29 protein-coding genes and 1 pseudogene are annotated in these 25,692 nt (G+C 71.8%); 15 read left to right on the forward strand and 15 right to left on the reverse strand.

The window, feature by feature from the left end:
- Positions 1-59: 59 nt before the first annotated feature.
- The 4 genes from L1280_RS01885 (at position 60) to sdaAA (ending at position 3,328) form a co-directional block, all read left to right on the forward strand.
- On the forward strand, positions 60-1,292 hold the full coding sequence (locus tag L1280_RS01885; RefSeq protein ID WP_253580320.1) for a lycopene cyclase family protein: 1,233 nt from the start codon (positions 60-62) through the stop codon (positions 1,290-1,292).
- Between the two features lie 57 nt (positions 1,293-1,349).
- Positions 1,350-1,562, forward strand: coding sequence for a hypothetical protein (locus L1280_RS01890; RefSeq protein WP_253580321.1), 213 nt, complete (start codon positions 1,350-1,352; stop codon positions 1,560-1,562).
- A gap of 112 nt (positions 1,563-1,674) precedes the next feature.
- Complete coding sequence (gene sdaAB / locus L1280_RS01895) at positions 1,675-2,340, forward strand: L-serine ammonia-lyase, iron-sulfur-dependent subunit beta (RefSeq protein ID WP_253580322.1); 666 nt, start codon at positions 1,675-1,677, stop codon at positions 2,338-2,340.
- Positions 2,341-2,443: 103 nt separating this feature from the next.
- A complete protein-coding gene (gene sdaAA / locus L1280_RS01900) occupies positions 2,444-3,328 on the forward strand; it encodes an L-serine ammonia-lyase, iron-sulfur-dependent, subunit alpha (protein WP_253580323.1) in 885 nt (294 codons plus the stop codon).
- Positions 3,329-3,354: 26 nt separating this feature from the next.
- On the opposite strand, the gene L1280_RS01905 is transcribed toward sdaAA, so the two are convergent.
- A complete protein-coding gene (locus L1280_RS01905; RefSeq protein WP_253580324.1) occupies positions 3,355-4,041 on the reverse strand; it encodes an HAD-IA family hydrolase in 687 nt (228 codons plus the stop codon).
- On the reverse strand, positions 4,038-4,385 hold the full coding sequence (locus tag L1280_RS01910; protein WP_253580325.1) for a histidine triad nucleotide-binding protein: 348 nt from the start codon (positions 4,383-4,385) through the stop codon (positions 4,038-4,040). Before L1280_RS01910 ends, L1280_RS01905 begins: the two co-directional genes overlap by 4 nt.
- Positions 4,386-4,434: 49 nt before the next feature.
- On the opposite strand from L1280_RS01910, the gene L1280_RS01915 reads away from it, so the two are divergent.
- On the forward strand, positions 4,435-5,454 hold the full coding sequence (locus L1280_RS01915; RefSeq protein WP_253580326.1) for an SDR family oxidoreductase: 1,020 nt from the start codon (positions 4,435-4,437) through the stop codon (positions 5,452-5,454).
- A gap of 60 nt (positions 5,455-5,514) precedes the next feature.
- Here L1280_RS01915 and L1280_RS01920 read toward each other — a convergent pair whose 3' ends face one another.
- The 4 genes and pseudogenes from L1280_RS01920 to L1280_RS01935 all read right to left on the reverse strand — a co-directional run bounded on the left by L1280_RS01920 (position 5,515) and on the right by L1280_RS01935 (position 6,791).
- Positions 5,515-5,826 (reverse strand): GNAT family N-acetyltransferase, encoded by a 312-nt coding sequence (locus L1280_RS01920; protein ID WP_104990798.1) that lies wholly within the window; start codon positions 5,824-5,826, stop codon positions 5,515-5,517.
- The gene (locus L1280_RS01925) at positions 5,823-6,140 is read right to left on the reverse strand and encodes a DUF84 family protein (RefSeq protein WP_253581058.1); all 318 of its coding nucleotides are present in this window, start codon (positions 6,138-6,140) and stop codon (positions 5,823-5,825) included. Before L1280_RS01925 ends, L1280_RS01920 begins: the two co-directional genes overlap by 4 nt.
- 58 nt (positions 6,141-6,198) lie before the next feature.
- Positions 6,199-6,396: pseudogene (locus L1280_RS01930) on the reverse strand (DUF84 family protein); the annotation flags it as partial.
- A complete protein-coding gene (locus L1280_RS01935; RefSeq protein ID WP_253580327.1) occupies positions 6,378-6,791 on the reverse strand; it encodes a damage-inducible protein DinB in 414 nt (137 codons plus the stop codon). The gene L1280_RS01935 and the pseudogene L1280_RS01930, both read right to left, overlap by 19 nt.
- Positions 6,792-6,953: 162 nt before the next feature.
- On the opposite strand from L1280_RS01935, the gene L1280_RS01940 reads away from it, so the two are divergent.
- Positions 6,954-7,418 (forward strand): response regulator, encoded by a 465-nt coding sequence (locus L1280_RS01940; RefSeq protein WP_253580328.1) that lies wholly within the window; start codon positions 6,954-6,956, stop codon positions 7,416-7,418.
- Between the two features lie 3 nt (positions 7,419-7,421).
- Here the strand turns inward: L1280_RS01940 and L1280_RS01945 are convergent, their stop codons facing one another.
- Positions 7,422-8,330, reverse strand: coding sequence for an N-acetyl-gamma-glutamyl-phosphate reductase (locus tag L1280_RS01945; RefSeq protein ID WP_253580329.1), 909 nt, complete (start codon positions 8,328-8,330; stop codon positions 7,422-7,424).
- Positions 8,331-8,343: 13 nt separating this feature from the next.
- Complete coding sequence (gene purB / locus L1280_RS01950) at positions 8,344-9,651, reverse strand: adenylosuccinate lyase (protein WP_253580330.1); 1,308 nt, start codon at positions 9,649-9,651, stop codon at positions 8,344-8,346.
- 67 nt (positions 9,652-9,718) lie between these two features.
- Between purB and L1280_RS01955 the strand changes: the two genes are divergently transcribed.
- Both L1280_RS01955 and L1280_RS01960 read left to right on the forward strand, forming a co-directional pair.
- Positions 9,719-10,327: a hypothetical protein gene (locus L1280_RS01955; RefSeq protein WP_253580331.1), complete on the forward strand. Its 609-nt coding sequence runs from the start codon at positions 9,719-9,721 to the stop codon at positions 10,325-10,327.
- Positions 10,327-10,506, forward strand: a complete 180-nt coding sequence (locus L1280_RS01960) for a hypothetical protein (RefSeq protein ID WP_253580332.1) — start codon at positions 10,327-10,329, stop codon at positions 10,504-10,506. Before L1280_RS01955 ends, L1280_RS01960 begins: the two co-directional genes overlap by 1 nt.
- Before the next feature lie 10 nt (positions 10,507-10,516).
- On the opposite strand, the gene L1280_RS01965 is transcribed toward L1280_RS01960, so the two are convergent.
- Entirely contained in the window at positions 10,517-11,218 is a 702-nt protein-coding gene (locus L1280_RS01965) for an alpha/beta fold hydrolase (protein WP_253580333.1), read from the reverse strand.
- Positions 11,206-12,030 carry an ammonia-dependent NAD(+) synthetase gene (gene nadE, locus L1280_RS01970; protein ID WP_253580334.1) on the reverse strand — a complete coding sequence of 275 codons (825 nt, stop codon included), beginning with the start codon at positions 12,028-12,030 and terminating at the stop codon, positions 11,206-11,208. The genes L1280_RS01965 and nadE overlap by 13 nt, the downstream gene beginning before the upstream one ends.
- Before the next feature lie 445 nt (positions 12,031-12,475).
- Here nadE and L1280_RS01975 point away from each other — a divergent pair, with 445 nt between their 5' ends.
- From L1280_RS01975 to L1280_RS01990, 4 genes are read left to right on the forward strand one after another with little or no spacing between them, the layout of a single operon-like run.
- Positions 12,476-13,840 (forward strand): MFS transporter, encoded by a 1,365-nt coding sequence (locus L1280_RS01975; RefSeq protein WP_253580335.1) that lies wholly within the window; start codon positions 12,476-12,478, stop codon positions 13,838-13,840.
- A complete protein-coding gene (locus L1280_RS01980; RefSeq protein ID WP_371922861.1) occupies positions 13,837-15,288 on the forward strand; it encodes a nicotinate phosphoribosyltransferase in 1,452 nt (483 codons plus the stop codon). The genes L1280_RS01975 and L1280_RS01980 overlap by 4 nt, the downstream gene beginning before the upstream one ends.
- On the forward strand, positions 15,285-16,196 hold the full coding sequence (locus L1280_RS01985) for an adenylyltransferase/cytidyltransferase family protein (RefSeq protein ID WP_253580336.1): 912 nt from the start codon (positions 15,285-15,287) through the stop codon (positions 16,194-16,196). Before L1280_RS01980 ends, L1280_RS01985 begins: the two co-directional genes overlap by 4 nt.
- Positions 16,197-16,256: 60 nt before the next feature.
- Entirely contained in the window at positions 16,257-17,165 is a 909-nt protein-coding gene (locus tag L1280_RS01990) for a ferritin-like domain-containing protein (RefSeq protein WP_253580337.1), read from the forward strand.
- A gap of 51 nt (positions 17,166-17,216) precedes the next feature.
- Here the strand turns inward: L1280_RS01990 and meaB are convergent, their stop codons facing one another.
- The 3 genes from meaB to scpA are packed head-to-tail and all read right to left on the reverse strand — an operon-like array spanning position 17,217 to position 20,763.
- Positions 17,217-18,170 carry a methylmalonyl Co-A mutase-associated GTPase MeaB gene (gene meaB, locus L1280_RS01995; protein ID WP_253580338.1) on the reverse strand — a complete coding sequence of 318 codons (954 nt, stop codon included), beginning with the start codon at positions 18,168-18,170 and terminating at the stop codon, positions 17,217-17,219.
- 9 nt (positions 18,171-18,179) lie between these two features.
- On the reverse strand, positions 18,180-18,596 hold the full coding sequence (locus L1280_RS02000) for a hypothetical protein (protein ID WP_253580339.1): 417 nt from the start codon (positions 18,594-18,596) through the stop codon (positions 18,180-18,182).
- A 4-nt stretch (positions 18,597-18,600) separates the two neighbouring features.
- Positions 18,601-20,763, reverse strand: a complete 2,163-nt coding sequence (gene scpA, locus L1280_RS02005; protein ID WP_253580340.1) for a methylmalonyl-CoA mutase — start codon at positions 20,761-20,763, stop codon at positions 18,601-18,603.
- 123 nt (positions 20,764-20,886) lie between these two features.
- On the opposite strand from scpA, the gene rpe reads away from it, so the two are divergent.
- Both rpe and L1280_RS02015 read left to right on the forward strand, forming a co-directional pair.
- Entirely contained in the window at positions 20,887-21,552 is a 666-nt protein-coding gene (rpe, locus tag L1280_RS02010) for a ribulose-phosphate 3-epimerase (RefSeq protein ID WP_371922862.1), read from the forward strand.
- Positions 21,549-22,262 carry a 2-phosphosulfolactate phosphatase gene (locus L1280_RS02015; RefSeq protein WP_253580341.1) on the forward strand — a complete coding sequence of 238 codons (714 nt, stop codon included), beginning with the start codon at positions 21,549-21,551 and terminating at the stop codon, positions 22,260-22,262. Before rpe ends, L1280_RS02015 begins: the two co-directional genes overlap by 4 nt.
- 3 nt (positions 22,263-22,265) lie before the next feature.
- Here the strand turns inward: L1280_RS02015 and L1280_RS02020 are convergent, their stop codons facing one another.
- Positions 22,266-22,610, reverse strand: a complete 345-nt coding sequence (locus L1280_RS02020; RefSeq protein ID WP_253580342.1) for a VOC family protein — start codon at positions 22,608-22,610, stop codon at positions 22,266-22,268.
- Between the two features lie 50 nt (positions 22,611-22,660).
- On the opposite strand from L1280_RS02020, the gene nspC reads away from it, so the two are divergent.
- Positions 22,661-23,881 carry a carboxynorspermidine decarboxylase gene (gene nspC / locus L1280_RS02025; RefSeq protein WP_253580343.1) on the forward strand — a complete coding sequence of 407 codons (1,221 nt, stop codon included), beginning with the start codon at positions 22,661-22,663 and terminating at the stop codon, positions 23,879-23,881.
- A gap of 326 nt (positions 23,882-24,207) precedes the next feature.
- On the opposite strand, the gene L1280_RS02030 is transcribed toward nspC, so the two are convergent.
- Positions 24,208-25,473 carry a DUF4384 domain-containing protein gene (locus tag L1280_RS02030; RefSeq protein WP_253580344.1) on the reverse strand — a complete coding sequence of 422 codons (1,266 nt, stop codon included), beginning with the start codon at positions 25,471-25,473 and terminating at the stop codon, positions 24,208-24,210.
- Positions 25,474-25,692: the final 219 nt, after the last annotated feature.

Genomic DNA, 25,692 nt, shown 5'->3' on the forward strand with positions numbered 1-25,692 from the left:
AGCCCGGCCGCACGAACCCCCACACTCCCGCGTCCGCTTCCCGCGCTAGCCTGCCGGGGATGACAGCGGGAGGGACGGACGTGCTCGTGGTGGGGGGCGGACCGGCGGGCGCCGCGCTGGCGGCCGAGTGCGCCGCGCGGGGCCTCAGCGTGCGCCTGGTGGCCCCGCACGCGCCCCGCCCCTTCCCGGCGACCTACGGCGCGTGGCTCGACGAGGTGCCTGCGCCCGCACGGGACGCGCTCGCGCAGGTCTGGAGCGACGTGCGCGTCTACGCCGGGGCCGAGGCCACGCCCCTGCTGCGGCCCTATGCCCTGCTGGACAATGCCCGGCTGCTGGAGGGCTTGCTGGCGCGTGCGGGGAGTGGCCTGTGCTGGACTCGAGGCCGCGTCGTCCAGGCGGCGCGGGTGGGGGAGGGCTGGGAAGTCCACGGCAAGGACGGCGAGACGTGGCGGGCAGCGGTCATCGTGGATGCGGGAGGCCACGGCGGGAGTCTGGGTGTCCCGGTGCGGCCGGGCGGCGCGGCCCTCCAGACGGCTTACGGCGTGGTCGCGCAGTTTGACCGCCCCCCCGGTCCCCCCGGCGGCATGGTGTGGATGGACTACCGCGCGGGGCATCTGCCGCCCGCCGAGGTCCGCGCCCAGCCGACCTTCCTCTACACCATGCACCTCGGCGGGGGCCGTTACCTCGTGGAGGAGACCAGCCTGATCGCCCGGCCCGGGGTCACGCGCCCGCTGCTGCGGGAGCGCCTGCACGCCCGCCTCGCCGCGCAGGGGACGCCCCCGCGCGAGGTCGAACACGTCGAATGGGTCGCCTTTCCCATGAACACGGCGGCCCCCCGGCCCGGTCCCTGGCTGGCCTTCGGGTCGGCGGCGGGGCTGGTGCATCCGGTGAGCGGCTTTCAGGTGGCCGGAGCGCTGGCCGACGCGCCCGTGGTGGCGGGGGCGGTCGCGGACACGCTCGCCACGTGCGGTCCCGCCGCCGCCACCCGCGCCGGATGGGAAGCCCTGTGGCCCCCGGAGCGCCGCGCCGCCCGCGAGGTCGCCCTGCTGGGAGTGGACGCGCTGCTGGCCCTGCCGGGGGACGCGCTGCCTGCCTTCTTCTCTGCCTTTTTCCACCTGCCCGCCGAGCAGTGGCGCGGCTTTCTCGCGCCGCGCACGGACGCGGGGGCGCTGGCCCGCACCATGCTGCGGCTGTTCGCGCACGCGCCGAACCGGGTCCGCCTTCCCCTCGTCCGCGCCGCGCTGGGACAGGCGGGAACGAGTGGCCGGGCGCTGCTCTCGGCGCTGGATTAAGATTCGCCGCCGCGCCCTCCACATCCGCCCCCGCCCCCGCCCGGCCCACCCTGGGGCATGACCGACAACCGCGACCGCAGCGGCCACGCCGCCGCCGAGGACCAGGGCCACACCTACGCCACCAACCAGACCGAGATCGTGGAAGAGGGCATGCAGGGCGCGACCGGCAGCATGGACGCCAACGGCCTCTCGGAGGGGGCCGGGCAGGACAAGCTGGAAGAGCTGCGTGAGAACCTCTCGGAGATGACGGACGGGAGCGAAGAACAGTAGAGCCGACCGGGAGAGCCGCCGCTTCAGTTTTCAGTTGAGGCGGTGGCCCTTTGCCGTTCTCCGCGTCCCCCCGCCCCGGACGCCCCTCATGGGGGTTGCCTATACTTCCCCCATGTCCCTTCTCGACATGATCGGCCCCGTGATGATCGGGCCGAGCAGCAGCCACACGGCGGGGGCCTGCCGCCTGGGGCTGGTGGCCCACCACCTGCTGGGTGAGACCCCGCGCCGGGCCACTATCGGCCTGCACGCGAGCTTTGCCAAGACGGGCCGGGGCCACGGCACCCACCTCGCGCTGGTGGCGGGGCTGCTGGGCTATGCCCCCGACGACCCCCGCCTGCCCCGCGCCTTCGAGGAAGCCGAGGCCGCCGGGCTGACCGTGGAGTTCCGCGACGTGGACCTCGGGGACGTGCACCCCAACACCGCGCACCTTGAGGTGCAGGGCGACACCGTGCGCGTGACCGTGCAGGGCAGCTCGACGGGCGGCGGCGTCATTCTGGTGACCCACGTGCAGGGCCTGGGCGTGAACTTCAGCGGGGCGGCCCCCACCCTGCTGCTGCGCTACACCGACGCGGTGGGCATGATCGCCCGCATCGCCGCCACGGTCGCCGCCGACGGGGTCAACATCGCCACCCTGACCTGCACCCGCGCGGCGCGGGGCGGACAGGCCCTCGTCGCCATCGAACTCGACGCGCCCCTCAGCCCCGAGGCCCTGGCCTTTTTCGGCCGCTGGCCCGATGCCGACTGGGTGCGCCTGCTGCCCAAATTGATGGACGGCTAGGCGGCCCACGCCGCCACACAGAGGCCGAGATGCCCAGAAGTCTGCCCTCCTCGACCTCTCGACGCCCAGACCCCTCGACCCCTATCCCTCCGGAGGAGCGCCCATGACCACCCTGCACGACCTGATGAACGCCCCCGCTCCCGCCTCCGCGTGGGTGCTCGCGCAGGACTGCGCCGAGACGGGCCTCGACCCCGACGACATTCGCGCCGAGATGCGCCGCCGCATCGGGGAGATGCGGGCCTCGGTGGAGCGCGGGCTGGCCTCGGACGCGAGGAGCATCACCGGGATGGTGGGCTGGAACGCCAAGGGCCTGTGGGACGCGCCTGACGCGCTGAACGCGCCGCTGCTGAAGCGGGTGCAGGCCTACGCGATGGCCGTCAACGAGGAAAACGCCCGCATGGGCCGCATCGTCGCCGCGCCGACGGCGGGCAGCGCGGGGACCATTCCGGGGGCGCTGCTCGGCGTGGCCGACCACCTCGGCCTTCCCGACGAGCGGCTGGTGGACCCCATGATCCTCGCCGCCGGGGTGGGCAAGGCGATCAGCAAGCGCATGTTCATCTCGGGCGCGGCGGGCGGGTGCCAGGCCGAGATCGGGTCGAGCGCCGCGATGGCCGCCGCCGCCGTCGTGGAACTGCTGGGGGGCACCCCCCGCGCCGCCGTTCACGCCGCCAGCCTCGCCCTGATGAACACCATCGGTTTGGTGTGCGACCCGGTGGGCGGCTACGTGGAGGTGCCCTGCGTGAGCCGCAACGCTTTCTTTGCCGTCCACGCGGTGAGCGCGGCGCAACTCGCCCTCGCGCAGCTCGAATCCTTCATCCCCCCCGACGAGGTGGTGGGCGCGATGGCCTCGGTGGGCCGCCTGATGCCCGCCGAACTGCGCGAGACGGCTGAAGGCGGCCTCGCCCAGACGCCGACCGGCCTCGCCGTGACCGCCCGCATGGAGGGCCGTGGGGAAGAGGGCGGCATGATCGAGTTGCCGATGGCGTAGAGGCGGTAGGCCGTCCTCCCCTCGCTCTACGCCACCACCGTCAGCCCCAGCGCGGCCCGCAACTCCCCGTGGTCGTTCAGCACGCGCACCGCTCCGGCCTCCCGCAGCGCCGCCGCACTGTCGGGGTGAACGTGCCCGCCCGCGAGGAGGCCCCACACGGTCGCCCCGGCGCTCACCCCCGCCAGCACGCCCGTCACGTTGTCCTCCACGACGAGGCAGCGGGCGGGGGAGACCCCCAACCGATTGGCGGCGTGGGCGTATAAGTCCGGCAGCGGCTTGCCCCGGCCGCCCACATGGGCTGGGTCGTAGGCGTGTTCGCCCACCAGCAGGGCCAGCCCCGCTGCCTCCAGCTTGAGGTGCAGCCGGGCGCGGAGACTGTTGCTCGCCACCGCGAAGGGGAGTCCCGACTGCCTGAGCACCCGCAGCGTGTCGGCCGCGCCCTCGATGGCGGGCGTCGCGTGAAAGGCCCGCGCCAGCCGAGCGTCGAGGTCGGGGAGGAAGCCCTCCGGCCGCTCCCAGCCGTACTCTGCCCGCAGCCAGTCGAAGAGGGCCGCGTGGGTGCTGCCCACGGCCCGGCTCATGAACCGGGCGCGGTCGAGCGTCAGCCCGTGTTCGGCCAGCAGTTCGACCCACACCCCGTTCGCCAGTTCCTCGCTGTCCACCAGCACGCCGTCGAGATCGAAGAGAATGGCCTGAAAGGGTTGCAGAATCACAGCACGTCGCTCCCCGGTGCCCCGTCCCATCCGGCCAGGATGTGGACGTGGGTGTGGAAGACCATCTGCCCGGCCCCGGCCCCGCAGTTCACGACCAGCCGGAAATCGGCCGCGTGCTGCCGCGCGACCCGCACGGCGGTCAGCCACAGCTCACCCATCTCGGCGGGATCGGTGATCTCGTCCACGCGGGCCGTGACCTTTTTCGGAATCACCAGCAGGTGAATGGGCGCCTTGGGCGCGATGTCGCGGATGGCGATGAAGCCTTCGTCCTCATACACGATGTCGGCGGGCAGCTCGCGGCCGATGATGCGCTCGAAGAGAGAGGGGGCAGGCGGGTTATTCATGCCTTCACTCTAGGGAGTTCGCGGGCGGGGGAGGGGCACACTCGGGGGTATGAGAGTGCCCAAGCGTCTGCTGCTGGCTGCCGGGGTGGGGCTGCTGAGCGCCCGCCGCCTGCTGAAGTCGCCCTTCGACCTGCAGGGCCGCAGCGTTCTGATCAGCGGGGGCTCGCGCGGCCTGGGGCTGGCCCTGGCCCGCGAGTTCGCCGCGCGGGGCGCCCGCCTGACCCTGCTTGCCCGCACCGCCGCCGACCTCGACCGCGCCGCCGCCGACCTGCGGGGCCGGGGGGCCACCGTCCATACCGTGACGGGCGACGTGACCGTGGACGCCGACGTGCGCCGCGCGGTCGAGGAGGCCAACCGTCAGCACGGCCGCCTCGACGTGGTGGTGAACAACGCCGGAATCATCACGGTGGGGCCGCTGGAGAACATGACCGAGGAGCATTTCCGCGAGTCGCTGGAGGTCAACACCCTGGCCCCGCTGCGGCTGACGCGGGCCGCGCTGCCCTTCCTGCGGGCGCGGGGGGGGCGGGTCCTGATCGTGGCGTCGGTGGGGGCCAAGGTCGGCGTGCCGCACCTCGCGCCGTACTCGGTGAGCAAGTTCGCGGTGGCGGGGCTGGGCCAGGCCATGCGGGCGGAACTCGCGCGGGAGGGGGTGGGTGTCACCACCGTCTGCCCCGGCCTGATGCGGACCGGCAGCCCCCGCCACGCCGGGGTGAGTGGGCAGGCCGAGAAGGAATACGCCCTCTTCGCCACGGTGGACAACGCCCCCGTCATCTCGCTGGACGCCGCCGAGGCTGCCCGCCGCATCGTGGACGCCCTGGTGCGCGGCGACGCCGAGACGATGGTGGGCGGTCCCGCCCTGATCCTGCGCTACGCCCAGGCCCTCGCCCCACAGCTCACCGCCGATCTGCTCGCGCTGGGGGGGCGCCTGCTCCCCGCCCCGGTGCCGGGTGCCCGCACGGTGCCCGGCTCGGAAGCGGAGACCAGGGTCACCGAGCGCAATCCCATCAAGCAGCGGGCCGAGGCCGATCTGAATGAGGGTGGTCCGACGGTCAAGCCTGAAACCACGTAGGAACTGGGAACAGAAGAAGACCTCTCGTCGCTCGGATGAGGGGGCTTCCCGTCCTGTCAATTACAGCCCGAACACCCCGCGCTGCCCCGGCTGCACGAGGTCCACGTACTCGCGGTGCTCGCGGATATACGACGCCACGAAAGGGCACATGGGCACGACCTCCCGGCCCTGGGCGCGGGCGTCGTCCAGGGCACCGCGCACCAGCCGCGAGCCCAGGCCCTTGCCCTCGTGGGCGGGGTCGATCTCGGTGTGGCTGAACATCAGGGCCTGACCCGCCGGGCGGTACTCGGCAAACCCCAGCACCTCGTCGCCCTCCCGCAGCTCGTAACGGTTCTCGGCCTCGTTGTTGACCACCTGCGGTTCGCTCGTCATGCCCCAGGGTACAGCCCGGAAGCCCCTCGCAGGGGCGTCGCGGCCAGGATCACGGCCTGCCGCCACACGTCCGCGCGGGTCAGCAGGCCGCCCGTCAGCACGCCCACGCTGCCCACGCCCCGCTTGATGCCCGATGTGCCCAGCAGCGCGTCCATCACCGGACCGAGTTCCTCGCCGCCCCGCACCCGCCGCGCGACCTCGGGGGGCAAGCGCAGGTCGGCGGTGCGGGACCACTCCATTTGGACCCCGCCCGAGTGCCGCCGGGCGACCGCCACCACCCCGAAAAGCCGGGCCTCGTCTGCCGTCAGCTCCACGGCCCCCCTCCAGCCCCACGCCCCAGCCGTCCGCGCCGGGGGAGAGGTGGGCCAGCGCCGCCCGCGCCCGGTTGACGGCGCCCTCACGGGTCTGCGCCTCGCCCAGCGGTTGTTCGGGCACGCCGCTGGGCACCGCGACCCCCTCTACCCCTGCGCCGGGCCACCACGCCGCGAAGACTTCCGCGACTGGGCGCAGCTTGGCGGGGTTGAGGGTGCCCACCCGGACCAGGGGTGCGGTCACTCGCCCTCCGGCCACACGCCCAGCACGCGCCGCAGCAGCGCGACCTGGCCCCAGTGGTAGGCGCTGTGTGCGGCGAGGTCGGTCAGGATGTCCCGCGCCCGGTCGGAGGGCGAGTCGGCCAGGGCGCGGGCCTCGGTCAGCCCCAGCCGCAGCTCGACGAGCAGGGTGCGAAAGGCGGCCTCGTCCGCGACCCCCGGCCAGGCGTCGAGGTCGTCGGGCCAGTTCTCGGCTCGCCCCGCCGCGAGGTCGAGGCTGGCGCGGGCGGTCACCGCGAGATGCGCGAGGAGGCCAGCCAGGGTGTAGGGCACGCCGATCACCGAGCGGGAGGCGTCCTCCCAGCTCAGGTTCGCGAGCAGCCGTTCGGGGTCGGGGAAACTGGTGCCGCCCAGGGCACCTTGCAGCAGGTTCATGGGGGTCAGGGTACGGCAGGGCCAGGGCTGGCCCCAGCGGGCGCGACCGTCAAGGCCAGGTCAAGGCTGGGTTTTGCCCGTGTGAAGCGCTCCTCAGCGCCCGGGACAGGTCCGGCCCGCAGACTGGGGGCAGAGAAGAGACAGGAGCCCCCCGTGATGAGCATGGCAGACCCCCTCCACCCCTTGGCGAGCGCCACCCCCATCGAGATTCTGCTCGTCGAGGACAGCGAGCCGGACATCATCCTGACCCAGGAGGCGTTCGCGGCGGCGGGGGTCGCCAACCGCCTGCACGTGGCCCGCGACGGCGTCGAGGCCCTCGACTTCCTGCGCCGCGCCCCCGGCTACGAGGACAGCCCGCGCCCCGACGTGATCCTGCTCGACATCAACATGCCGCGCAAGAACGGGCTGGAGGTGCTCGAAGACCTCAAGCTTGACCCCCTGCTCATGACCATCCCGGTGATCGTCCTGACCACCAGCCAGGCCGACGAGGACATCCTGCGCTCCTACCAGGCGCACGCAGCGAGTTACGTGGTCAAGCCCATTGACTTCGAGCACTTCTACCTGGCGATTCAGGCCCTGGGGCGGTACATGCTCAGCATCGTGCGGGTGCCGCCCCATCCGGCGTGAGAGTCAGGGGAGGAGTCCGGTAAACCCCAGCCCGGTCCCCTCCGGCCATCCCAGCGTGAGATTGAGGCTCTGGAGCGCCTGCCCCGCGCCCCCGCGTCCCCTGGGGTCCAGTGCCGCTGCCAGCAGCACGCGGCCCGAGTCGAGGTCGAGGCTGGTGCCCAGCTCGATGAAGGGCGTACCGCGCAGCCGGGCGGGGTCGGGGGTATCGCCCGGCAGCAGCCGCACGAAGGTTTCGCCCGCATACGCCTCGCGGTAGGCGCTCCACACGTCGCGGTCGCTGTAGCCGTCGGGAACCCAGGCTTCCGCGAGGAGCAGCAGTCCCGCCATTCCTGGCAGCCCCGCCGCCGTGAACTCCAGCGGGAAGCGGCCCGGCAGGGCGCGGGCGATCTCTTCCGCCTGGTCGTGGCCCACGGCGAAGGCGGACACAGACGCTCCCCGCAGCTCGGTCAGGCGCAGGCCACGCGGCAGCAGCACGCCCCGCTCCAGCAGCGGCGCGAGCGTCAGCACGGCGGCGGTGGCGAGGTCGCCGGGGGCGGCCACCCGCGCGGTCCCACGCAACGCCGACCGCATCCGCTCCGGCAGGCCATACACCCAGCCCGAGCCGGGGGTCAGGGCCTCGGCCACCCGGTGGCCCGTGAGATCGAGCGTCAGGCGGGTGCCCTCAGTCGGGCCATCTTCCACCGCGTCGGCCAGCACGAGCACGTCGGCTTCTCCCAGATCACTGGCGGCGCGGAAGCCCAGCCGGGTCACCCCGCGCAGGGTGGGGTAGACCTCCGCGACGGGATGCCCGATGTGGGCGCGGGCGCTCACCCCGGTGACCTCCAAGTACGGGTGCGCCAGCGCCATCCGCAGGAACTCGGCCCCCTGGGGGGTGTCGCCGCCGACGAGGGCGACGGAGACTCGCTCACTCATTCTGGCCTCCCCCTCACAGCCCGAAGCGGGCGTAGATCGCGTCCACGTGCCGCAGGTACCAGCCCAGATCGAAGGCGGCGTCCAGTTCGTCCTCGCCCAGCGGGTTATCTGCGTCCGCACCGAGCAGCTCGCGCAGGCCCTCGCCCGTCTCCCAGCTCCTCAGAGCGTTGCGCTGCACGAGGTCATAGGCGGCCTCGCGGCTCATGCCCTTCTCGTCGATCAGGGCGTGCAGCACCCGCTGGGAAAAGACCAGCCCGCCGAGGTCGTTCAGGTTCCGCAGCATCCGCTCGGGAAAGACCACCAGGTCACGCAGCACCCCGGTCAGGCGGCGGGTGGCGTAGCTCGCGGCGCTCGTCGCGTCGGGCAGAATCACCCGCTCGGCGCTGGAATGGGAAATATCGCGCTCGTGCCACAGCGCCACGTTTTCCAGCCCGGTCGTCAGGTAGCCGCGCAGCAGCCGCGCGAAGCCCGTCACGTTCTCGGTCAGGATCGGGTTTTTCTTGTGCGGCATGGAGGAGCTGCCCGTCTGCCCCTTGCCGAAAGGTTCCATCGCCTCGCGCACTTCCGAGCGCTGGAGGTGACGAATCTCCACCGCGATCTTCTCCAGCGTGGTCCCCAGGATGGCGAGGGCCGCCAGGACCTCCGCGTGGCGGTCGCGGGCGAGGGTCTGGTTGGTGACGGGCGCGGCCTGCCAGCCCCAGGCGGCGGCGACCTCCTCCTCGATCTGCGGTGAGACGTGCGCGTAGGTGCCCACCGACCCGGACAGCATGACCACCCGCACCTGCTCCCGCGCCGCCTGGAGCCGCTGGAGGTCACGGTCCAGCGTCGCCATCCAGTTCAGGAACTTCAGCCCGAAGGTCATCGGCTCGGCGTGGATGCCGTGGGTGCGGCCCACCGTGGGCGTGTGCTTGTGGGTGACGGCCTGCACCCGGCAGACCTCACGTAGGGCTTGCACATCGGCCAGAATCAGCCCGAAGGCCTCGTCCAGCAGCAGGTTCTGGGCCGTGTCCACTACATCGGTGCTGGTCAGGCCGTGGTGGATGAAGCGGGCTTCCTCGCCGTAGCGCTCGGTCAGGGCGCGGGTAAAGGCCACGATGTCGTGCCGGGTGACCGCCTCGATCTCGGCCACCCGCGCGGCGAAGGCGTCGTCCAGGGGGTCCTCGGCGGCGCGGGCGGTCAGGGCGGCGAAGGCCGTGGGCGGCACCTCGCCGTGCCGGGCCTGGGCCTCCATCGCGGCGAGTTCCACGCACAGCCACGCGCGGTACTTGCTCGCCTCGCTCCACAGCGTCTTCATCTCGGGGGTCAGGTAGCGGTCGATCACGACGGGCAGCGTAACGCAGCCGGGAACCCTCTGACCTCGCGGCTTCCCTTCCGGCCTATCCTGAGCCATGTTGCCAGAGGTCTGGGCCGCCATCGACCGCGAGGACTGGGAAGAAGCGCGGAAGCGCCTGGAGGCCGACCCCGACCTCCTCGCCTCCCGCGCGGGCCAGATGGCGCTGGGGTATGTCCTGGCGCATACGGGTGACCACGCCGGGGCGCGTGAGGTCTACGGGCGGCTGCGGCAGGCCCACGCGGGCGACCCCTGGGAGCACATCGCCGTGCACCAGCTCGGCATGGTGGAGCGGCTGGCGGGCGAGCACCGGGCGGCGCTGCGGCTGTTCGCCCAGGAACGGGCGCTCATCGGGGCGTTGCCGGGGGCGGAACGGCCCTTCAAGCGGGCGGTGAACGGGTACGAACTCGTGGTGAACCACCTCGCGCTGGGCGAAGCGGAGCAAGCCCGCGCCGCGCTGGAGGAAGCGCTGGCCGACGCCCACGCCGCCGACGACCCGATGACGCTGGGGTGCCTCCACCGGGCGCGGGGCGAACTGGCCGCGCATGGGGATGACCGGGCCGGAGCGCGGGCGGCTTACCAGGAGGCCGCTGCCTTCTTCCGCGAAGCCGAGGACGACCGGGCCGCTGCCGACGCCGAGGCCCGCGCCGCCTCGCTGGACGGCTGATGCTGCCGGGGCTGCTGCTCGCCCTGCTGGCCCTGCTCAATGTGGGCGGGCTGATCGGGCTGGTCTTGCAACTGGGGCGCGGGCAGTGGGCAGCGGCGCTGGGCACGTTGGCCTTCGTGGTGCTGTTCGACCTGCTGGGGGTCTGGCTGCTGCGCGAGGCCCGCGAGGGAGGGGATTAGGCCGCCCGGCTCAGCGCCGGGGCCGCAACACGTCCGGCCGCGTCTCGCCCCGGACCCATGCCCCCGCCACCCCCGCGAAGAGGTCGGGTTGCTCCAGATGCCAGACATGACCCACGCCCGGTACCTGCCACGCGGGAGAGGCCTGGAGCTGCCGGGCCAGCCGCGCGGCTCCGCTGCGGGCCGGTCGCGTCTCCAGACTCCCGACGAGCACCGACGTCCGGGCGGGGGAGGGCTCGGGTGGGGCGAGGCTCACCATCAGCCGGACGAGGTCGGCCTGCCAGGCGGGGGCTAGGGTGGAGGCGAGGGCCTCCCGGACCCACTCCCGGTCGCTCGACGGAATCCGGAACTGCCGCAGCGCCAGCCCCAGCGCCGGGCCGGAGGGCAGCGGGAGCCGGGCTGCCCACCCCATCAGCCGCGCCTGACCGGGACTGAGCGGCCCCACCGTTCCCGACACCAGCAGGGACTGAACCTGTGCCGGGTGCCGCCGCGCGAGTTCCAGTGCCGGCGCCCCGCCCATCGAGTGCCCGACGACGTGGGCGGGTTGGCCGTCCAGCGCCCCCTCCAGCGTGAGCCGCTCGCCCCGGCGGGTGCCGTGGCCGGGGAGATCGGGGATCAGCAGCTCGAACTCGGGCAAGCGCTCGCGCAATCCCCGCCACTGCCGGGCGTCCAGCCCGCCCCCATGCAGGCACAGGACGCGGCTCAGGCCCGCCACCAGTCCTCGAAGGGGGTCACGGGGGTGGTGCGCTTGTGCCGGGTGGTCAGGTACAGCCGCTCCAGCCGCGCGGCCACGTCCCCCGGCACGTCGCGGCCCTCCAGGTAGGCGTCGATCTGCCCGTAGGTCACCCCCAGCGCGGCCTCGTCGGGCAGGCCGGGGCGGTCGTCTTCGAGGTCGGCGGTGGGCACCTTGCGCCAGGTGGCCTCGGGAGCGCCGAGGTGCGCCAGAAGCTGCGCCCCCTGCCGCTTGGTCAGGCCGGTCAGGGGCGTGAGGTCCACGCCGCCGTCGCCGTACTTGGTGAAAAAGCCCGTCAGCGCCTCCGCCGCGTGGTCGGTGCCCACCACCAGCAGGCCCTCCTGCCCGGCGAGGGCGTACTGGGCGACCATCCGCTCGCGGGCCTTGACATTGCCGCGCACGAAGTCGCGCAGGGGCTGGCCCAGCGCCTCGGCGGCGGCCTGCGCGGAGGCGTCCACCGCTCCCTTGATGTTCACCGTCACCGTGCGGTCGGGCTGGATGAAGGCGAGGGCCGCCTGCGCGTCCGCCTCGTCCGCTTGAGCCCCATAGGGCAGCCGCACGGCGAGGAAGGTGGCTTCGCTCCCCTCCGCCCGGACCTGCTCGGCGGCAAGTTGGCACAGGCGCCCGGCGAGGGTGCTGTCCTGGCCCCCGCTGATGCCGAGGACATAGCCGCGTGTGCCTGTGGCCCGCAGGTACTCCGCGAGGAAGGTGACGCGGCGCCCCACCTCGGCAGCGGGGTCAATGTCGGGGAGGACGTGGAGGTCGCGGCGGATGTGGTCGCGCAGGGTGGGCATGGAGACAGGGTAAGGGGCAGGGCGTCTTGATTCGGTTACCCCTCCCCCCCAACCCCCCTCCCCGGAGGGAAGGGGGGAGCAGCGCTGCGCTAGGCAAAGGTCGTCCCCCCATCTTCCAGCCCTGCTTGTCCCGCCCCGGTTTCCCCCTCCACGCCATCCTGCCGCCCAAGTGAAAGGCCTCGGCGCAGACGCGCCGAACGGCTCGTCTGCCTGGAACGTGGACTCGCAAGGTAGGAACGCTGAGGACGGCTGACACAGGAAAAAGAGGGCTTGAGCGAGAGCAGCAGTTGACCCCTCGCCCCTTGCAGGTGACTCGTAGAGCCGCGAAGCGGAGGGGCGTTGCGAAGCAACGGGGTGAGGGGGCGTGTGACCACCCCCACTCAAATCAGCTCCCCTCCCAACTTCACCCCCATTTGTGCTTCCCGTCACGTACACTCCTCAGGCGATGACTTCCTCCGCCCGGCCGATTTCCCTCGACGACGCCGTGGACCGCCTGGGTCTCGGTCCCTTTCAATGGCGGCTGCTCGCCATCTGCGGGCTGACCTGGGCGGCCGACGCGATGGAGGTGCTCTTGATGGGCTTCGCTCTGCCGGGCATCAGCGCCGCCTTCGGGCTGGAGCGCGGCTCGGCGGACGCGACCCTGCTGCTGACCGCCACCTTCGCGGGGATGTTCGTGGGGGCGCTGTTCTGGGGCTGGCTGGCGGACCGCATCGGGCGGCGGGCGGTGTTCCTGACGACGGTGGCGCTGGGGGTGGTCTTCGGGCTGGCCGGGGCCTTCGCGCCCTCGGTGGCGTGGCTGGTGCTGGCCCGCGTCCTGACCGGCTTTGCCATCGGCGGCACGCTCCCGGTGGATTACGCGATGATGGCCGAGTTCGTGCCCACCGCGTGGCGGGGGCGCTTTTTGGTGTATCTGGAGAGTTTCTGGGCGGTGGGCACGGTCATGGTGGCGGGACTGGCGTGGTCCCTCAGCACCGTCTTCGAGCCTGCCGAGGCGTGGCGCTGGCTGCTGGCCCTCGCCGCGCTGCCGGGGCTCATTGGGCTGGTCGCGCGGCTGGGAATTCCCGATTCGCCGCGCTCGCTGCTCGTGCGGGAGCAGGAGGGAGCGGCACGGGCGGCGCTGACGCGGGTGGCCCGCGCGAACGGCACCGCGCTGCCCGACGCCCCGCTGCAAGCCCCACCGCCTGCCCCCCGCGTAACCCCGGCGGCCCTCTTCGCGGGGGCGTTGCGGCGGCGCACGGTGCTTCTCGCGCTGGTGTGGTTCGGCCTCAGCCTGGGGTATTACGGCATCTTCACCTGGTTGCCGTCGTACCTGCGGGCGGGGGGGCTCGACCTCGGCGCCGTGTACCGGACCACGCTGCTGCTCGCACTGGCGCAGGTGCCGGGCTACCTGCTCTCGGCGTATCTGGTCGAGCGGGTGGGGCGGCGGGGCACGCTGGCGGGCTTCCTGGGGGTGTCGGCGGTGGCGGCCTTCCTCTTCCTGCTGGCGGGCACGCCGGGCACGGTGCTGGGGACCTCGGCGCTGCTCTCGGCCGCGCTGCTGGGGGCGTGGGGGGCGCTGTACGCCTACACGCCGGAACTGTTTCCCACGCCGCTGCGGACCACTGGGATGGGCTTCGTGAGCGGCATGGCGCGGCTGGCCTCGCTGCTCTCGCCGTCGCTGGGGGCGCTGCTGCTGACCGGACAACTTGCTTGGGCGCTGGGCCTCTTCGCGTCGTGCTTCGCCCTGGCCGCCGTCTGCGCCTGGCTGATCGGCGTAGAGACGCGTGGGCGGCAGCTTTCCGAAGCCGCCATGCCGGAGAATGCGGCGTGACTTCCCCCGCCCCGCTTTCTCCCCTTCTGACCGACCTCTACCAGCTCACCATGATGCAGGGCTACTGGCACCACGGCCTGCACGCGCGGTCGGCGGTCTTTGACCTCTACTTCCGCAAATTGCCCTTTCAGGGGGGCTTCGCAGTGTGGGCGGGGCTGGAACCCGTGTTGGAGAGGTTGGAGGAGGTGCGCTTCTCCGAGGACGACCTCGCCTATCTGGAGAGCCTGGGGCAGTTCCGCCCCGACTTCCTTACGGCCCTGCGCGGCTGGCGGTTCTCCGGACGGGTCACGGCTTTCCGGGAGGGCCGCGTGGTCTTTCCGCACGAGCCGCTGCTGACGGTGCACGCGCCGCTGTGGGAGGCGCAGCTCGTGGAGACGGCGCTGCTGAACACGCTGAACTTTCAGACCCTGGTGGCGACCAAGGCCGCCCGCTGCGTCCTCGCGGCGGCGGCCAGCCCACACGGGGGCCAGGTCGTGGAGTTCGGCGCTCGGCGGGCGCAGGGGCCGGACGGCTCGCTCAGCGCGGCGCGGGCCGCCTTCGTGGGCGGGGCGGTGGGCACCTCCAACGTGGAGGCGGGGCGGCTCTACGGTCTGCCCGTCAGCGGCACGCACGCGCACGCCTGGGTCGAAAGTTTTCCCGACGAGTTAACGGCCTTCCGCGCCTACGCCGAGCTGTACCCCGACAGCACGGTGCTGCTGCTGGACACGGTGGACACCCTCCAGAGCGGCCTGCCCAATGCCCTGACCGTCGCCCGCGAGTTGCGAGAGCGCGGCCACGAGCTGCGTGGCGTGCGGCTCGACAGCGGCGACCTCGCCTACCTCTCGTGCCGGGTCCGCGCGGCCTTCGACGAGGCGGGCTTCCCCACCGTGAAGATCGTCGCCAGCAACGACCTCTCCGAGTCGGTGATCGCCTCCATCATCGCGGAGGGCGGGCGCATCGACACCTACGGGGTCGGCACCCAACTCGTCACGGCGGGCGGCGAGGGGGGCGGGGCGCTGGGCGGCGTGTTCAAGCTGGCGGAGCTGGACGGCGTGCCCAAGATGAAGCTGACCGGCGAGCCGCGCAAGTCCAGCCTGCCAGGGGAAAAGGCCGTGTGGCGAGCGGTGGAGGCGGACGGGAGCTACGCGCTGGACGCGCTGACACTGGGCGAGGCCCCCCGCCCCGGCGACCGGGTGAGCGACCCCACCAACCCACTGCGCTTCTCGCGGCTGCCGCAGGGACTGGAATGGCACCCCGCCCGCGAGGTGGTGATGGAGGGGGGCCAGCGCACCCACGCCCCCGAGAGCCTGCCTGACATTCAGGCCCGCGCCCGCGCCGACCTCGCGCGGCTTCCGGCGGGGACCCGGCGCATGCTCAACCCGCACCTCTACCGGGTGGGCCTGGCGGACGACGTGGCCGCCCTGCGCGACCGGGTGGCCGAGGAACTGCGGGGCCATCTCCAGCCATGACCGCCGGGGCCGTGTACGTCGGCCGCTTTCAGCCGCCCCACGCGGCACACCTGGCGAGCGTCCGGCACGCGCTGGCCCACGCCGATCACCTCCTCGTGCTGCTGGGAAGTGCAAATCTCGCCCGCTCGGTTAAGAACCCATTTAGCGCCCCCGAGCGGGCGGGGATGCTGCGGGGGGCCTTGCGGGCAGCGGGGGCGGATGTTCGCCGGGTGACGTTCCGCCCCCTCCCCGACCGCTTCGACGCCGAACTCTGGGCGGCGGACGTGCGGCGGGAGGCGGCGGGGGTTTTCGGGGAAGGTGTCTCAGTGTCCCTCGTCGGCTTCGAAAAGGATGCCAGCACCGCCTACCTGCGCTGGTTTCCCGGCTGGGACCGCCTGCCCGTGCCGGAGGTGCCGGGTCTGAATGCGACCGACCTGCGGGCGGCCTACTTCACCGGGCGCCCGCTGCCGGACGGGGTGCCTGAGGTGGTGCGGGCTTTCCTTGCCCGGTTCTCGGAGACACCCGCCTCCCCCCGCCTGCGGGCCGAGTGGGCAGCAGTGGAGGCCGCTCGCGCCGCCCTACCCCCCGGTGCCCACCTGCACGAGGAACGTTGGCTGCATGTGGAGGGCGAGAAGGTGTGGCTGCATACCCGCCGTGACTCCATCGGCCAGGGCTTATGGGAGCTGCCAGGACGCGTGCTGCCGCCGGGCGAGAAGGCAACGGGCGGCCACGAGTTCGCCCAGCCCGCCCGCGCCCTCGTCGCGCCGACGACCGCGCATGTGTACCGGGAAGCTGTGCCCGCCGCGTTTCCCGCCCGTCCGGTGCCCGTCGCGCTGGCCCTGCGGACTCCGCGCCGTTTTCACGAGGACCATCATGTGATCTTCATGCGGCTGCTGGCAGGGTCTGCCTCCTCATCCAGTCCGGGCTGAGGCGCTTATTCCCCGTTGACCGGACCGGGAGACACCCGGCCCTTCACCGGAGGAAATCCCATGACCCACGACGATACTGCTGCCACCCCCGCCCCCCTGAACCGCCGCGCCGCCCTGGGCACCCTCGGCAAATTCGGCCTGGGCGCCGCCGCCTTCGGCCTCGCGGGAGGCTCAGTGCTGGCCGCGCCCTCGAAGAACATCGACGTGGACGTGCTGAACTTCGCGCTGAACCTGGAGTACCTGGAAGCCGCCTTCTACCTCGCCGCCGTGGGCCGCATCAACGAGCTGCGGACCATCGGGGGCGGGGCGGAGATCCGGCTGCCCGCGAACCTGGACCGCACGCGCGGCATGCAGTTTAAGGACAGCAACGTGCAGGCCCTGGCCCGCGCCATCGCGGAAGACGAGTTCCAGCACGTCAAGTTCCTGGCCGGGGCGCTGGGCAAGGCCGCCGCGCCGCGCCCCGTGCTGGACCTCGCCGGGGCCTTCGACGCGGCGGGGCAGGCCGCCAGTGGTGGAGCGATCAAGGGCTTCAACCCCTACGCCAACGACCTCTTCTTCCTGCACGGGGCCTTTATCTTCGAGGATGTGGGCGTGACCGCGTACACGGGCGCGGCCCCGCTGATTACCAACCCCGCCTACCTCCAGGCGGCGGCGGGCATTCTGGCGGTCGAGGCGTATCACGGCGGCGCGGTGCGCTCCATGCTCTACGACCAGCGGCAGGTCAGTGCGGCGGCGGGACTGTATGTCGGTCAGGTCGTGCAGGCGATCAGCAACCTGCGTGGCAAGGTCGGCGGCGGCAAGGACGCAGGCCTCAGCGACGCGCGGGGCAACGCCGTCTTCGCCCCCGCCAACGCGAACGCCGTGGGCTACGGCCGCAGCACCCGCGAGGTGCTGAACATCGTGTACCTCGCCCCCGGAGCGCGGCGTGGCGGGTTCTACCCGAACGGACTGAACGGGAGTATCAAGTAGCGTTCAGCAGTCAGCAGAAGAGGGGCCGCTCTCCATCGGAGGCGGCCCCGCTCACGTCGGAATGGGGCAGAGAAGAGCCTGTACCCCCTGCACGGGCGTTCGCCTTCCGGCCAGCACCTCCCCCCGCAGCTCGTGCAGCCGCGCCGGGTCCACCCCGGCCTGAAATGCCCGCCACGCCGCCTCGCGCAGCAGGTCGTCAAACCATGCCCCGGTCTGGGCACGGCGGCGAGCGGCGATGTCCACCGCTTCCCGGTAGGCCCCCACTGCCGCCCACAGCTCGGGAATGCCCGCGCCCGTCGCCGCCGACGCTTGCAGGGCACGGGGCCGCCAGGGGGCTCCGCGTGGGGTGAGCAGCTTGAGGGCCGCCGTCAGCTCGGTCTGGGCGCGGGTGGCGGCCTTCGGATCGGTGTCCGCCTTGTTCACCACGCACAGGTCGGCGAGTTCCATGATCCCGCGTTTGATGCCCTGAAGCTCGTCGCCCGCGTTGGGCAGGGTCAGCAGCACGAAAAGGTCGGTCATCGCGGCCACCTGCGTCTCGCTTTGGCCCACGCCCACCGTCTCGACCAGGACCACGTCGTACCCGGCGGCCTCGCACAGCAGAATCGCCTCGCGGGTGCGCCGGGCCACGCCCCCCAGGGTGCCCCGGCTGGGGCTGGGGCGGATATAGGCGTGCGGGTGAACCGTCAGCCGGGGCATCCGGGTCTTGTCGCCCATGATGGAGCCGCCCGTGCGGGCGCTTGACGGGTCCACCGCCAGCACCGCGACCCGGTGCCCCGCGTCCGCGAGGTGCAGCCCGAGCGCCTCGATCAGCGTGCTTTTGCCCACCCCCGGCACCCCGGTCAGGCCCACCCGGATGGAGCGCCCGGTGTGCGGCAGCAACTCCGAGAGCAGCGCCTGCGCCTCCACCTCGTGATCCGGCCGGGTGGACTCGGTCAGGGTGATCGCGCGGGCCAGGGCGCGGCGGTCGCCCGCGAGCAGGGGAGAGGCGAGGGGATGCTCAGGCATGGGGCACCGTCAGCACCTCGCGTCCCTCGGCAGGGGGCGGATGAAGCTGCGTAGCGGCGTCGTCACCCCGGCGCGGCGGTACCCCGTCTCGCGGATCAGGCGGCCCCGCGCGTCGAACACCCCCCGCACGTCCAGCAGCCGCCCGGCGAAACCGCTGAAGTCCACCCGCACCCCGGTCAGGCGCCCGGCGCGGTCGTAGCTCTGGCGCACCACCAGCGTGTTGTCGGGGTAGCGGTGCCCGTGGGTCAGGAAACGCACCCGCCCGGCGCGGTCCACGGTGAGCCGCACGTCCCCCACGGTGCAGGTCCGCAGGTCGCCCACCGTCACCGTGCGGGCGGCGGGCAGGTTCGGCACCGGGGGCAGGCGGGCAGGCTGCGCGGCGGCGAGGGGGGCGAGGCAGAGCAGGGAGAGGAACAGACGCTTCATGGGGTCAGGTACGCGTGGCTCCCGCGACGGGTTGCTCCTGCCGCTCCCGCAGCAGCCCCAGCACCTCCCGCGCCGAGTGCAGGATCGGCGTCCCCGGTCCGAAGATGCCCGCGACTCCCGCCGCCCGCAGTTCCGCGTAATCCTGCTGCGGAATCACGCCGCCCGCGACGACGAGGATGTCCCCGGCGCCCTGATCGCGCAGCGCCGCGATGAGTTGCGGAATCAGGGTCTTGTGCCCGGCCGCCTGGCTGCTCACGCCGATGACATGCACGTCGTTCTCGACGGCCTGCCGCGCGGCTTCCTCCGGCGTCTGGAAGAGGGGGCCGACATCCACGTCAAAGCCGAGGTCGGCAAAGCCCGTGGCGATGACCTTCGCCCCCCGGTCGTGCCCGTCCTGGCCCATCTTGACGACCAGGATGCGCGGGCGGCGGCCTTCCGCCTCCGCGAAGGTCTCGATCTCGCTTTGCAGGGCCGCGAAGCCCTCGTCGCCCTCGTAGCCCTGTGCGTAGACGCCGGAGAGGGTGCGGACCTCCGCCTGGTGACGGCCCCAGACCCGCTCCAGCGCGTCCGACACCTCGCCCACGGTGGCGCGGGCACGCATCGCCTCCACGCTCAGGGCCAGGAGGTTGCCCTCGCCCGTGCGGGCGGCGTCCTCCAGCGCGGCGAGGGCGGCCCGTACCGCCTCCCCATCACGCCCGGCCTTCACCTGCTCCAACCGGGCAAGCTGCGACCCGCGCACGGCAGCGTTGTCGATGTCCAGCACGTCCACGTGCGTCTCGACGGTCGGGCGGTACTTGTTCACGCCCACGATCACGTCCTCGCCCCGGTCGATGCGGGCCTGTTTGCGGGCGGCCGACTCCTCGATCCGCAGCTTGGGCACGCCCGACTCGATGGCCTTCGCCATCCCGCCGAGTTCCTCCACCTCGCGCATCAGCTCGCGGGCCTTGTCGGCGAGGTCGTGGGTCAGGCGCTCCATCAGGTACGAGCCGCCCCAGGGGTCCACGACGTGCGGAATGCCCGTTTCCTCCTGAATGATGAGCTGCGTGTTCCGCGCGATGCGGGCCGAGAAGTCGGTGGGGAGGCCGATCGCCTCGTCAAAGGCGTTCGTGTGCAGACTCTGGGTGCCACCGAAGACCGCCGCCATCGCTTCCACCGCCGTGCGCACCACGTTGTTGTAAGGGTCCTGCTCGGTCAGCGACCAGCCGGAAGTCTGGCAGTGGGTCCGCAGGGCGCGGCTCATGGGGTTCTTGGGCTCGAACTGCCCCATGATCTCCGACCACAGCAAGCGGGCGGCCCGCAGCTTGGCGACCTCGGTGTAGAAGTTCATCCCGATGGCGAAGAAAAAGGACAGCCGGGGGGCGAATTCGTCCACGTCCAGCCCCGATTTCAGCGCCGCCCGCACGTACTCCAGCCCGTCCGCCAGCGTGTAGGCGAGTTCCAGCGCGGCGTTGGCCCCGGCCTCCTGAAGGTGATAGCCGGAGATGGAGATGGAGTTGAACTTGGGCATCTCCCGCGCCGTGTACGCGATGATGTCGGCCACGACCCGCATGGACGGCGTGGGCGGGTAGATATAGGTGTTGCGCACCATGAACTCTTTGAGGATGTCGTTTTGGATGGTGCCGGAAAGCTGGGCGCGGGGCACCCCCTGTTCCTCGCCCGCGACGATAAAGGCGGCCAGCACCGGCAGCACCGCCCCGTTCATCGTCATGGACACCGACATCTCGTTCAGCGGGATGCCGTCGAAGAGGATTTTCATGTCCTCGACCGAGTCGATCGCCACGCCCGCCTTGCCCACGTCGCCCACCACGCGCGGGTGGTCGGAGTCGTAGCCCCGGTGGGTGGCGAGGTCGAAGGCGACGCTGAGGCCCTTCTGCCCTGCCGCGAGGTTGCGGCGGTAAAAGGCGTTGGATTCCTCGGCGGTCGAGAAGCCCGCGTACTGCCGGATGGTCCAGGGCCGCGCCGCGTACATGGTGGCGCGGGGGCCGCGAATGAAGGGGGGCAGGCCGGGCAGCGTGTCGGTGGGCAGGCCCTCCGTGTCGGCGGCGGTGTAAAGGGGCCTCAGAATCAGGCCTTCCGGCGTGGCGCGGTTGAGCGTCTCCGGCTCGGCGCCGCGCAGGTCCTTTTGCGCGAGGGCTTTCCAGGCGGAGAGGTCGGTCGGTGCGGTCATGGGCGGGCCTCCAGGGGCGAGAGGAAAGGGGACATCGTTGCCCGCATGATGCCACCGGCACGCGCCGGAGGGCAGGCGGCCGGGCGCGGCCTGTCCCACCATGAGAACCGTTAGCATGGCCGGGTGACCGTTCCCGCCCGCTCCGTCAAGCTCGCCCCCAGTCTCCTGTCCTGCGACTTCACCCGCATGGGCGAGGAGTTGCAGGCCATCGCAGGCGCCGACTGGGCGCATGTGGACGTGATGGACGGCCACTTCGTGCCCAACATTTCCTTCGGCTTTCCGATCCTCGCGGCGGCGCGGCGGGCGTCCCCCCTCTTTATGGACGTGCACCTGATGATCGAGGAACCCGAGCGCTACCTGCGCGACTTCGCCCACGCCGGGGCGGACGGCATCACGGTGCATGTGGAGGCCACCCGGCATCTGCACCGCGCCGTGGGGGCGATCCGCGAGTTGGGCAAGCGGGCGGGCGTGACCCTCAACCCCGGCACCCCGCTGGAGGCCGTGCGCCCCGTGCTGGCCGACGTGGACCTCGTGCTCGTGATGAGCGTGAACCCCGGCTTCGGCGGGCAGAAGTTCATCCCCGAGAGCGTGGAGCGCGTCCGCACCCTGCGCGGCTGGCTGGACGAACTGGGCAGCGCCGCCGAGCTTCAGGTGGACGGCGGCGTCACGCCCGCCAACGCCCGCCTGCTGGCCGAGGCCGGGGCGACCTGCCTCGTCGCGGGGAGCAGCGTCTTCGGGCCGGACGGGGCGGCGGCGGGCCTCGCCCGGCTGCGGGAGGCGCTCGCTTGAGGCTGCGGGTCGATCTGCTCCCCCACGGCGCGTATTCCGACGTGGTGCTCGTCGTGGACGTGCTGCGGGCGACCACGACCGCCGTGGCGTATCTGGAACGCGGAGCGGAGGCGTTGCTGCTCACCTTCACCCCCGAGGTCGCCCTGGCGCAGCGCGGGGAGGGGGTCGTGCTGGCGGGCGAGCGCGGGGGGCGACCGATTCCCGGCTTCGACCTGGGGAACAGCCCGGCAGAGGCCACCACCCAGACCTTCGCGGGCCAAGCGGTCGTGATGAACACCACCAACGGCACTGCCGCCGCCCATCTCGCCGCCGCCAGCGGCAAGCACGTCCTGCTCGCGGCGCTCACCAACGCCCACGCCGCCGCCCGCCGCGCCCGCGCCCTGGCGACCGAGGAAATCGCCATCGTCTGCGCGGGCACCGACGGCCGGGTGGGTCTGGAGGACGTGTACGCCGCCGGGGTGCTGGCCGAGTACCTCCTGGCGATGGGCGACTTCACCCCCGATGACGGCGCCCGCATCGCCCTGACGGTGCGCCGCAGCTCCGGCAACCCCGCCGAGGTGCTGGCGGGAAGCGGGCACGGCACCTATCTGGGCGGCATCGGGCTGGAGGAGGACGTGCGCTACGCCGCGCAGGTCAGCGTCAGCACCGTGGTCCCGCTCCTCGACCCGGCGGGCGGGGCGGGGGACGTGCTGCGGTTCGTGGCGGGCTAGGGTTCAGCCTTTCTGAACCACGCAAAAGCGGTTGCCGTCCGGGTCGGCCAGGACCAGGTAGTCCGCGTCCGGTTCATACGCCCAGTCCACCCGCACGGCCCCCAGCCCCAGCAGGCGCTGCACCTCCGCCGCCGCGTCGGTCGCGTAGAGGTCGAGGTGGTGCCTCCTGGCCTGAGGTGAGGTGACCCGTTTCAGCGCCAGTTGCACCCCTGAACCTTCGCGGGGCACCAGCACCACCCAGTCGGCGTCTGGCTCGTCACGCGGACGGTAGTCCAGCGCCTGGGTCCAGAACGTCACGGCGCGTTCCACGTCCTGCACGCCCCAGACCACAGAGCCGATACGCAGCATGGGGTGCAGTATGGCCTTTTTTCCGTCTTCGGCCCGTTACCCTGTCTCCCATGACCGTGACCGACCTCCACCTCCCCGCCGTGACGCCCACGGACACCATCGACTGGGCGGCGATTCCCAGCCCCGCCTTTGTCCTCGACGAGACGCGGCTGCGGCGCAACCTCTCGCTGATCTCGCACGTGCAGCGCGAGAGCGGCGCCCAGATCATCGTCGCCTTCAAGGGCTTTGCCATGTGGAGCACCTTTGGGATTCTGCGCGAGTACGGCATTACCGGGGCGACCGCCAGCAGCCTGAACGAGGCGATCCTGGCGAGCGAGGAGATGCGGGGCGAGGTCCACGTCTACGCCCCCGCCTACTCCGACGAGGACTTTCCCCGCATTCTGGAGCTGGCTGACCACCTCGTCTTCAACTCCTTTTCCCAGTGGGAGCGCTTTCGACCGCAGGTCGAGGCGGCGCGGGCGGCTGGGAAGCAACTCCACGTCGGCCTCCGGGTCAACCCCGAATACGCCGAGGTCGAGACGGACCTCTACAACCCCGCCGGACCGTTCTCGCGCCTGGGCGTGACCCGTCGCGAGTTCCGCGAGGACCTGCTCGAAGGCATTGACGGCCTGCACTTTCATACGCTGTGTGAGAAAGACTCCGACACGCTGGAGCGCACCCTGGAGGTCGTCGAGCGCAACTTCGGCGAATTCTTGCCCCGGATGAAGTGGGTCAACTTCGGCGGCGGCCACCTGATGACCCGCGAGGGCTACGACCTCGGGCGCCTGATTCGGGTGGTGCGGGCCTTCCGGGAAAAATGGGGCGTGCACGTCATCCTCGAACCCGGCTCGGCTTTCGGCTGGCAGACGGGCTGGCTGGTGAGCAGCGTGCTCGACGTGGTCCACAACGTCAAGGACATCGCCCTGCTGGACGTCTCGGTTTCGGCCCACATGCCCGACGTGTTGGAGATGCCCTACCGCCCCCGCATCCTGGGCGCGGGCGACCCCCCGCAGGACGAGCACCGCGAGGCCACCGAGACGGGCGGCGGCCACCCCTACCTGATCGGCGGCACGACCTGCCTCGCCGGGGACGTGGTGGGCGAGTACGTCTTTGACCGCGAGCTGAAGGTCGGCGACCGGGTGGTCTTCGACGACATGATCCATTACACGATGGTCAAGACGACCTTCTTCAATGGGGTCAAGCACCCCGACATCGGCATCCTGCACGCGGACGGGCGCTACGAGCGCGTCAAGACCTTCGGCTACGAGGAGTTCAAGGCCAAGCTGAGCTGAGCAAAGGCGGCCGTGGGCTCTGGGGCAAGCTCTGGCCGGAGCAAAAGCTTCCGGCTTCTGGCTCACAGCCCAGAGCTCAGAGCCCCACAGGCGAGCGCCCCCACCACTTCCGGTTGGGGGCGCGTTCGCCTGCTGGATTCCCTCTGATACGGTCCTTCTGAATAGGGGGGCTTCGGAGTGTGCGCGGGAGGGGGAGCGGGGCTCATCGCCCCCCGGCCGCGCGGCCTATTCGGACCCGGCCCGCCGCACTGGTCTGGCGGGGGACGCGGGAGGCACACAGCCGGGGATGGGACGGGTGAGGCCAGTCACCCCCGGCGCGGGGCAATCTACTTGCGGTACACCTTGACCACGCCGTTTACGGTGCGCAGGGTGCCGCCCTCGAAGTCGGCGGCCCACGCCCCGTTCAGCAGGTACTGGTCACGGGTGGGGAAGCCCAGGAACGAGCCCGAGCCGCCCAGCCCCTGATAGGTCTTCAGGATGGCCCCTTGCAGCCAGAAGGTGCCGTATTTTTCGCTGGAGTACAGCGCCCCGTTCTGGAAGTAGCCGTACAGCCCGGTCGTGCCGTAGGGGTTGCGCGGAATGACCTTCTCGTCGGCCGCCGCCCAGCCCAATCGACTGGGCGGACGGGTGCCGCCGTTCTCGGCCTGTGCGAGCGCGAGGTAGCGCTCCAGAATGCGCCCGTGCACCGCGTAGGCGCGGCTGGAGCCGTTCGCGTGGAGCAGCACGGCGTCGCCGTAGGCCGCCACGCCCCGGAACTTCTGCCACAGGCCGTCGCCCCAGGGCACGGCGTAGGTGGTCGCCTGCCCCAGCGACTCCGGCCCCTTGAGGCGGGCGTACGCCTCCACCATCGCCGTGTCGAAGGAGCCGTCGCGCTTCTCGCCGGGTTGAATCTGCGTCACAGGCTGGGAGGGCGTGGGCTGGACGGGGGCCGGTTGCACGGGAACGGGCTGAACCGGAGCCGGAGCGGGCTGGGTGGGCGTCTCGGTCACGGTGCCCGTCGCGCTGCCGCCGTTGCCCTGCGCCGCGTTCCCCACCCGGAAGGTCACCACGTCGGTCACCCAACTGTTGGCCGGGAGGGGCCGCACCACGATGCTCAGCGCCCGCGCGAGGTTGTCCTGCCCGCGCACCTGCACCTGCGCGAAGCTCTCGCCCTCCACGAACCGGGCCACATCGTTCAGGTTCAGGGGCCGGGTACTCGCCAGCGCCAGCAGGCGGTCCTGGCCGTTCGGCCCGCCCACCGTCAGGCTGTAGCTCGCGTTCCGGCCAGGGAAGGTGCGGTTGGTGTTCGCCCGAACGAAGTTGTTCTCCTCGTAGGCGTTGGGGAAGAAGAGGTCGATCTGCCCGTTCGCGTTCACGTTGAACAGGTAGACGTAGGCGTCGCGATTTGCCTTCAGCCCGATCGTGATGCGCTCGCCCCGGCGGTAGACCGGGTTGCGGGTGCCGCTGGCATCCTTGTTGACCCAGACCTGCACGTCGAGGCTGGGCTGCGAGGGGTTCACGATGATGCTCTGGGCGCTGATGCGGGGCTCGGCGGCGCCTGCCGTGCCCAGCAGGGCCGAGAGGGTCAGGGCAGCAGTCAGAGAATGGCGCATGGATGGAAACCTCCTGGGGGTGGTGTGCAACTCAGATGCGGCGCAGCGTAGGGGCCGAAGCTGACGAGCCACTGATACAGGTTGCTGCCTGGGCTGTTTCTGAAGGTCGGGTCAAGCCGCCCGCCCTCCCTGCGCCTCCCATGAGGCAGGGCTGACGGGAGGCTGATGTGGTAGCCTTAGTTCGGTTATTAGGCAATTACCGAATTAGCCTCTCTGGAG

This window comes from Deinococcus sp. HSC-46F16, assembly GCF_024171495.1.
In the GTDB taxonomy this organism is placed as follows: domain Bacteria; phylum Deinococcota; class Deinococci; order Deinococcales; family Deinococcaceae; genus Deinococcus.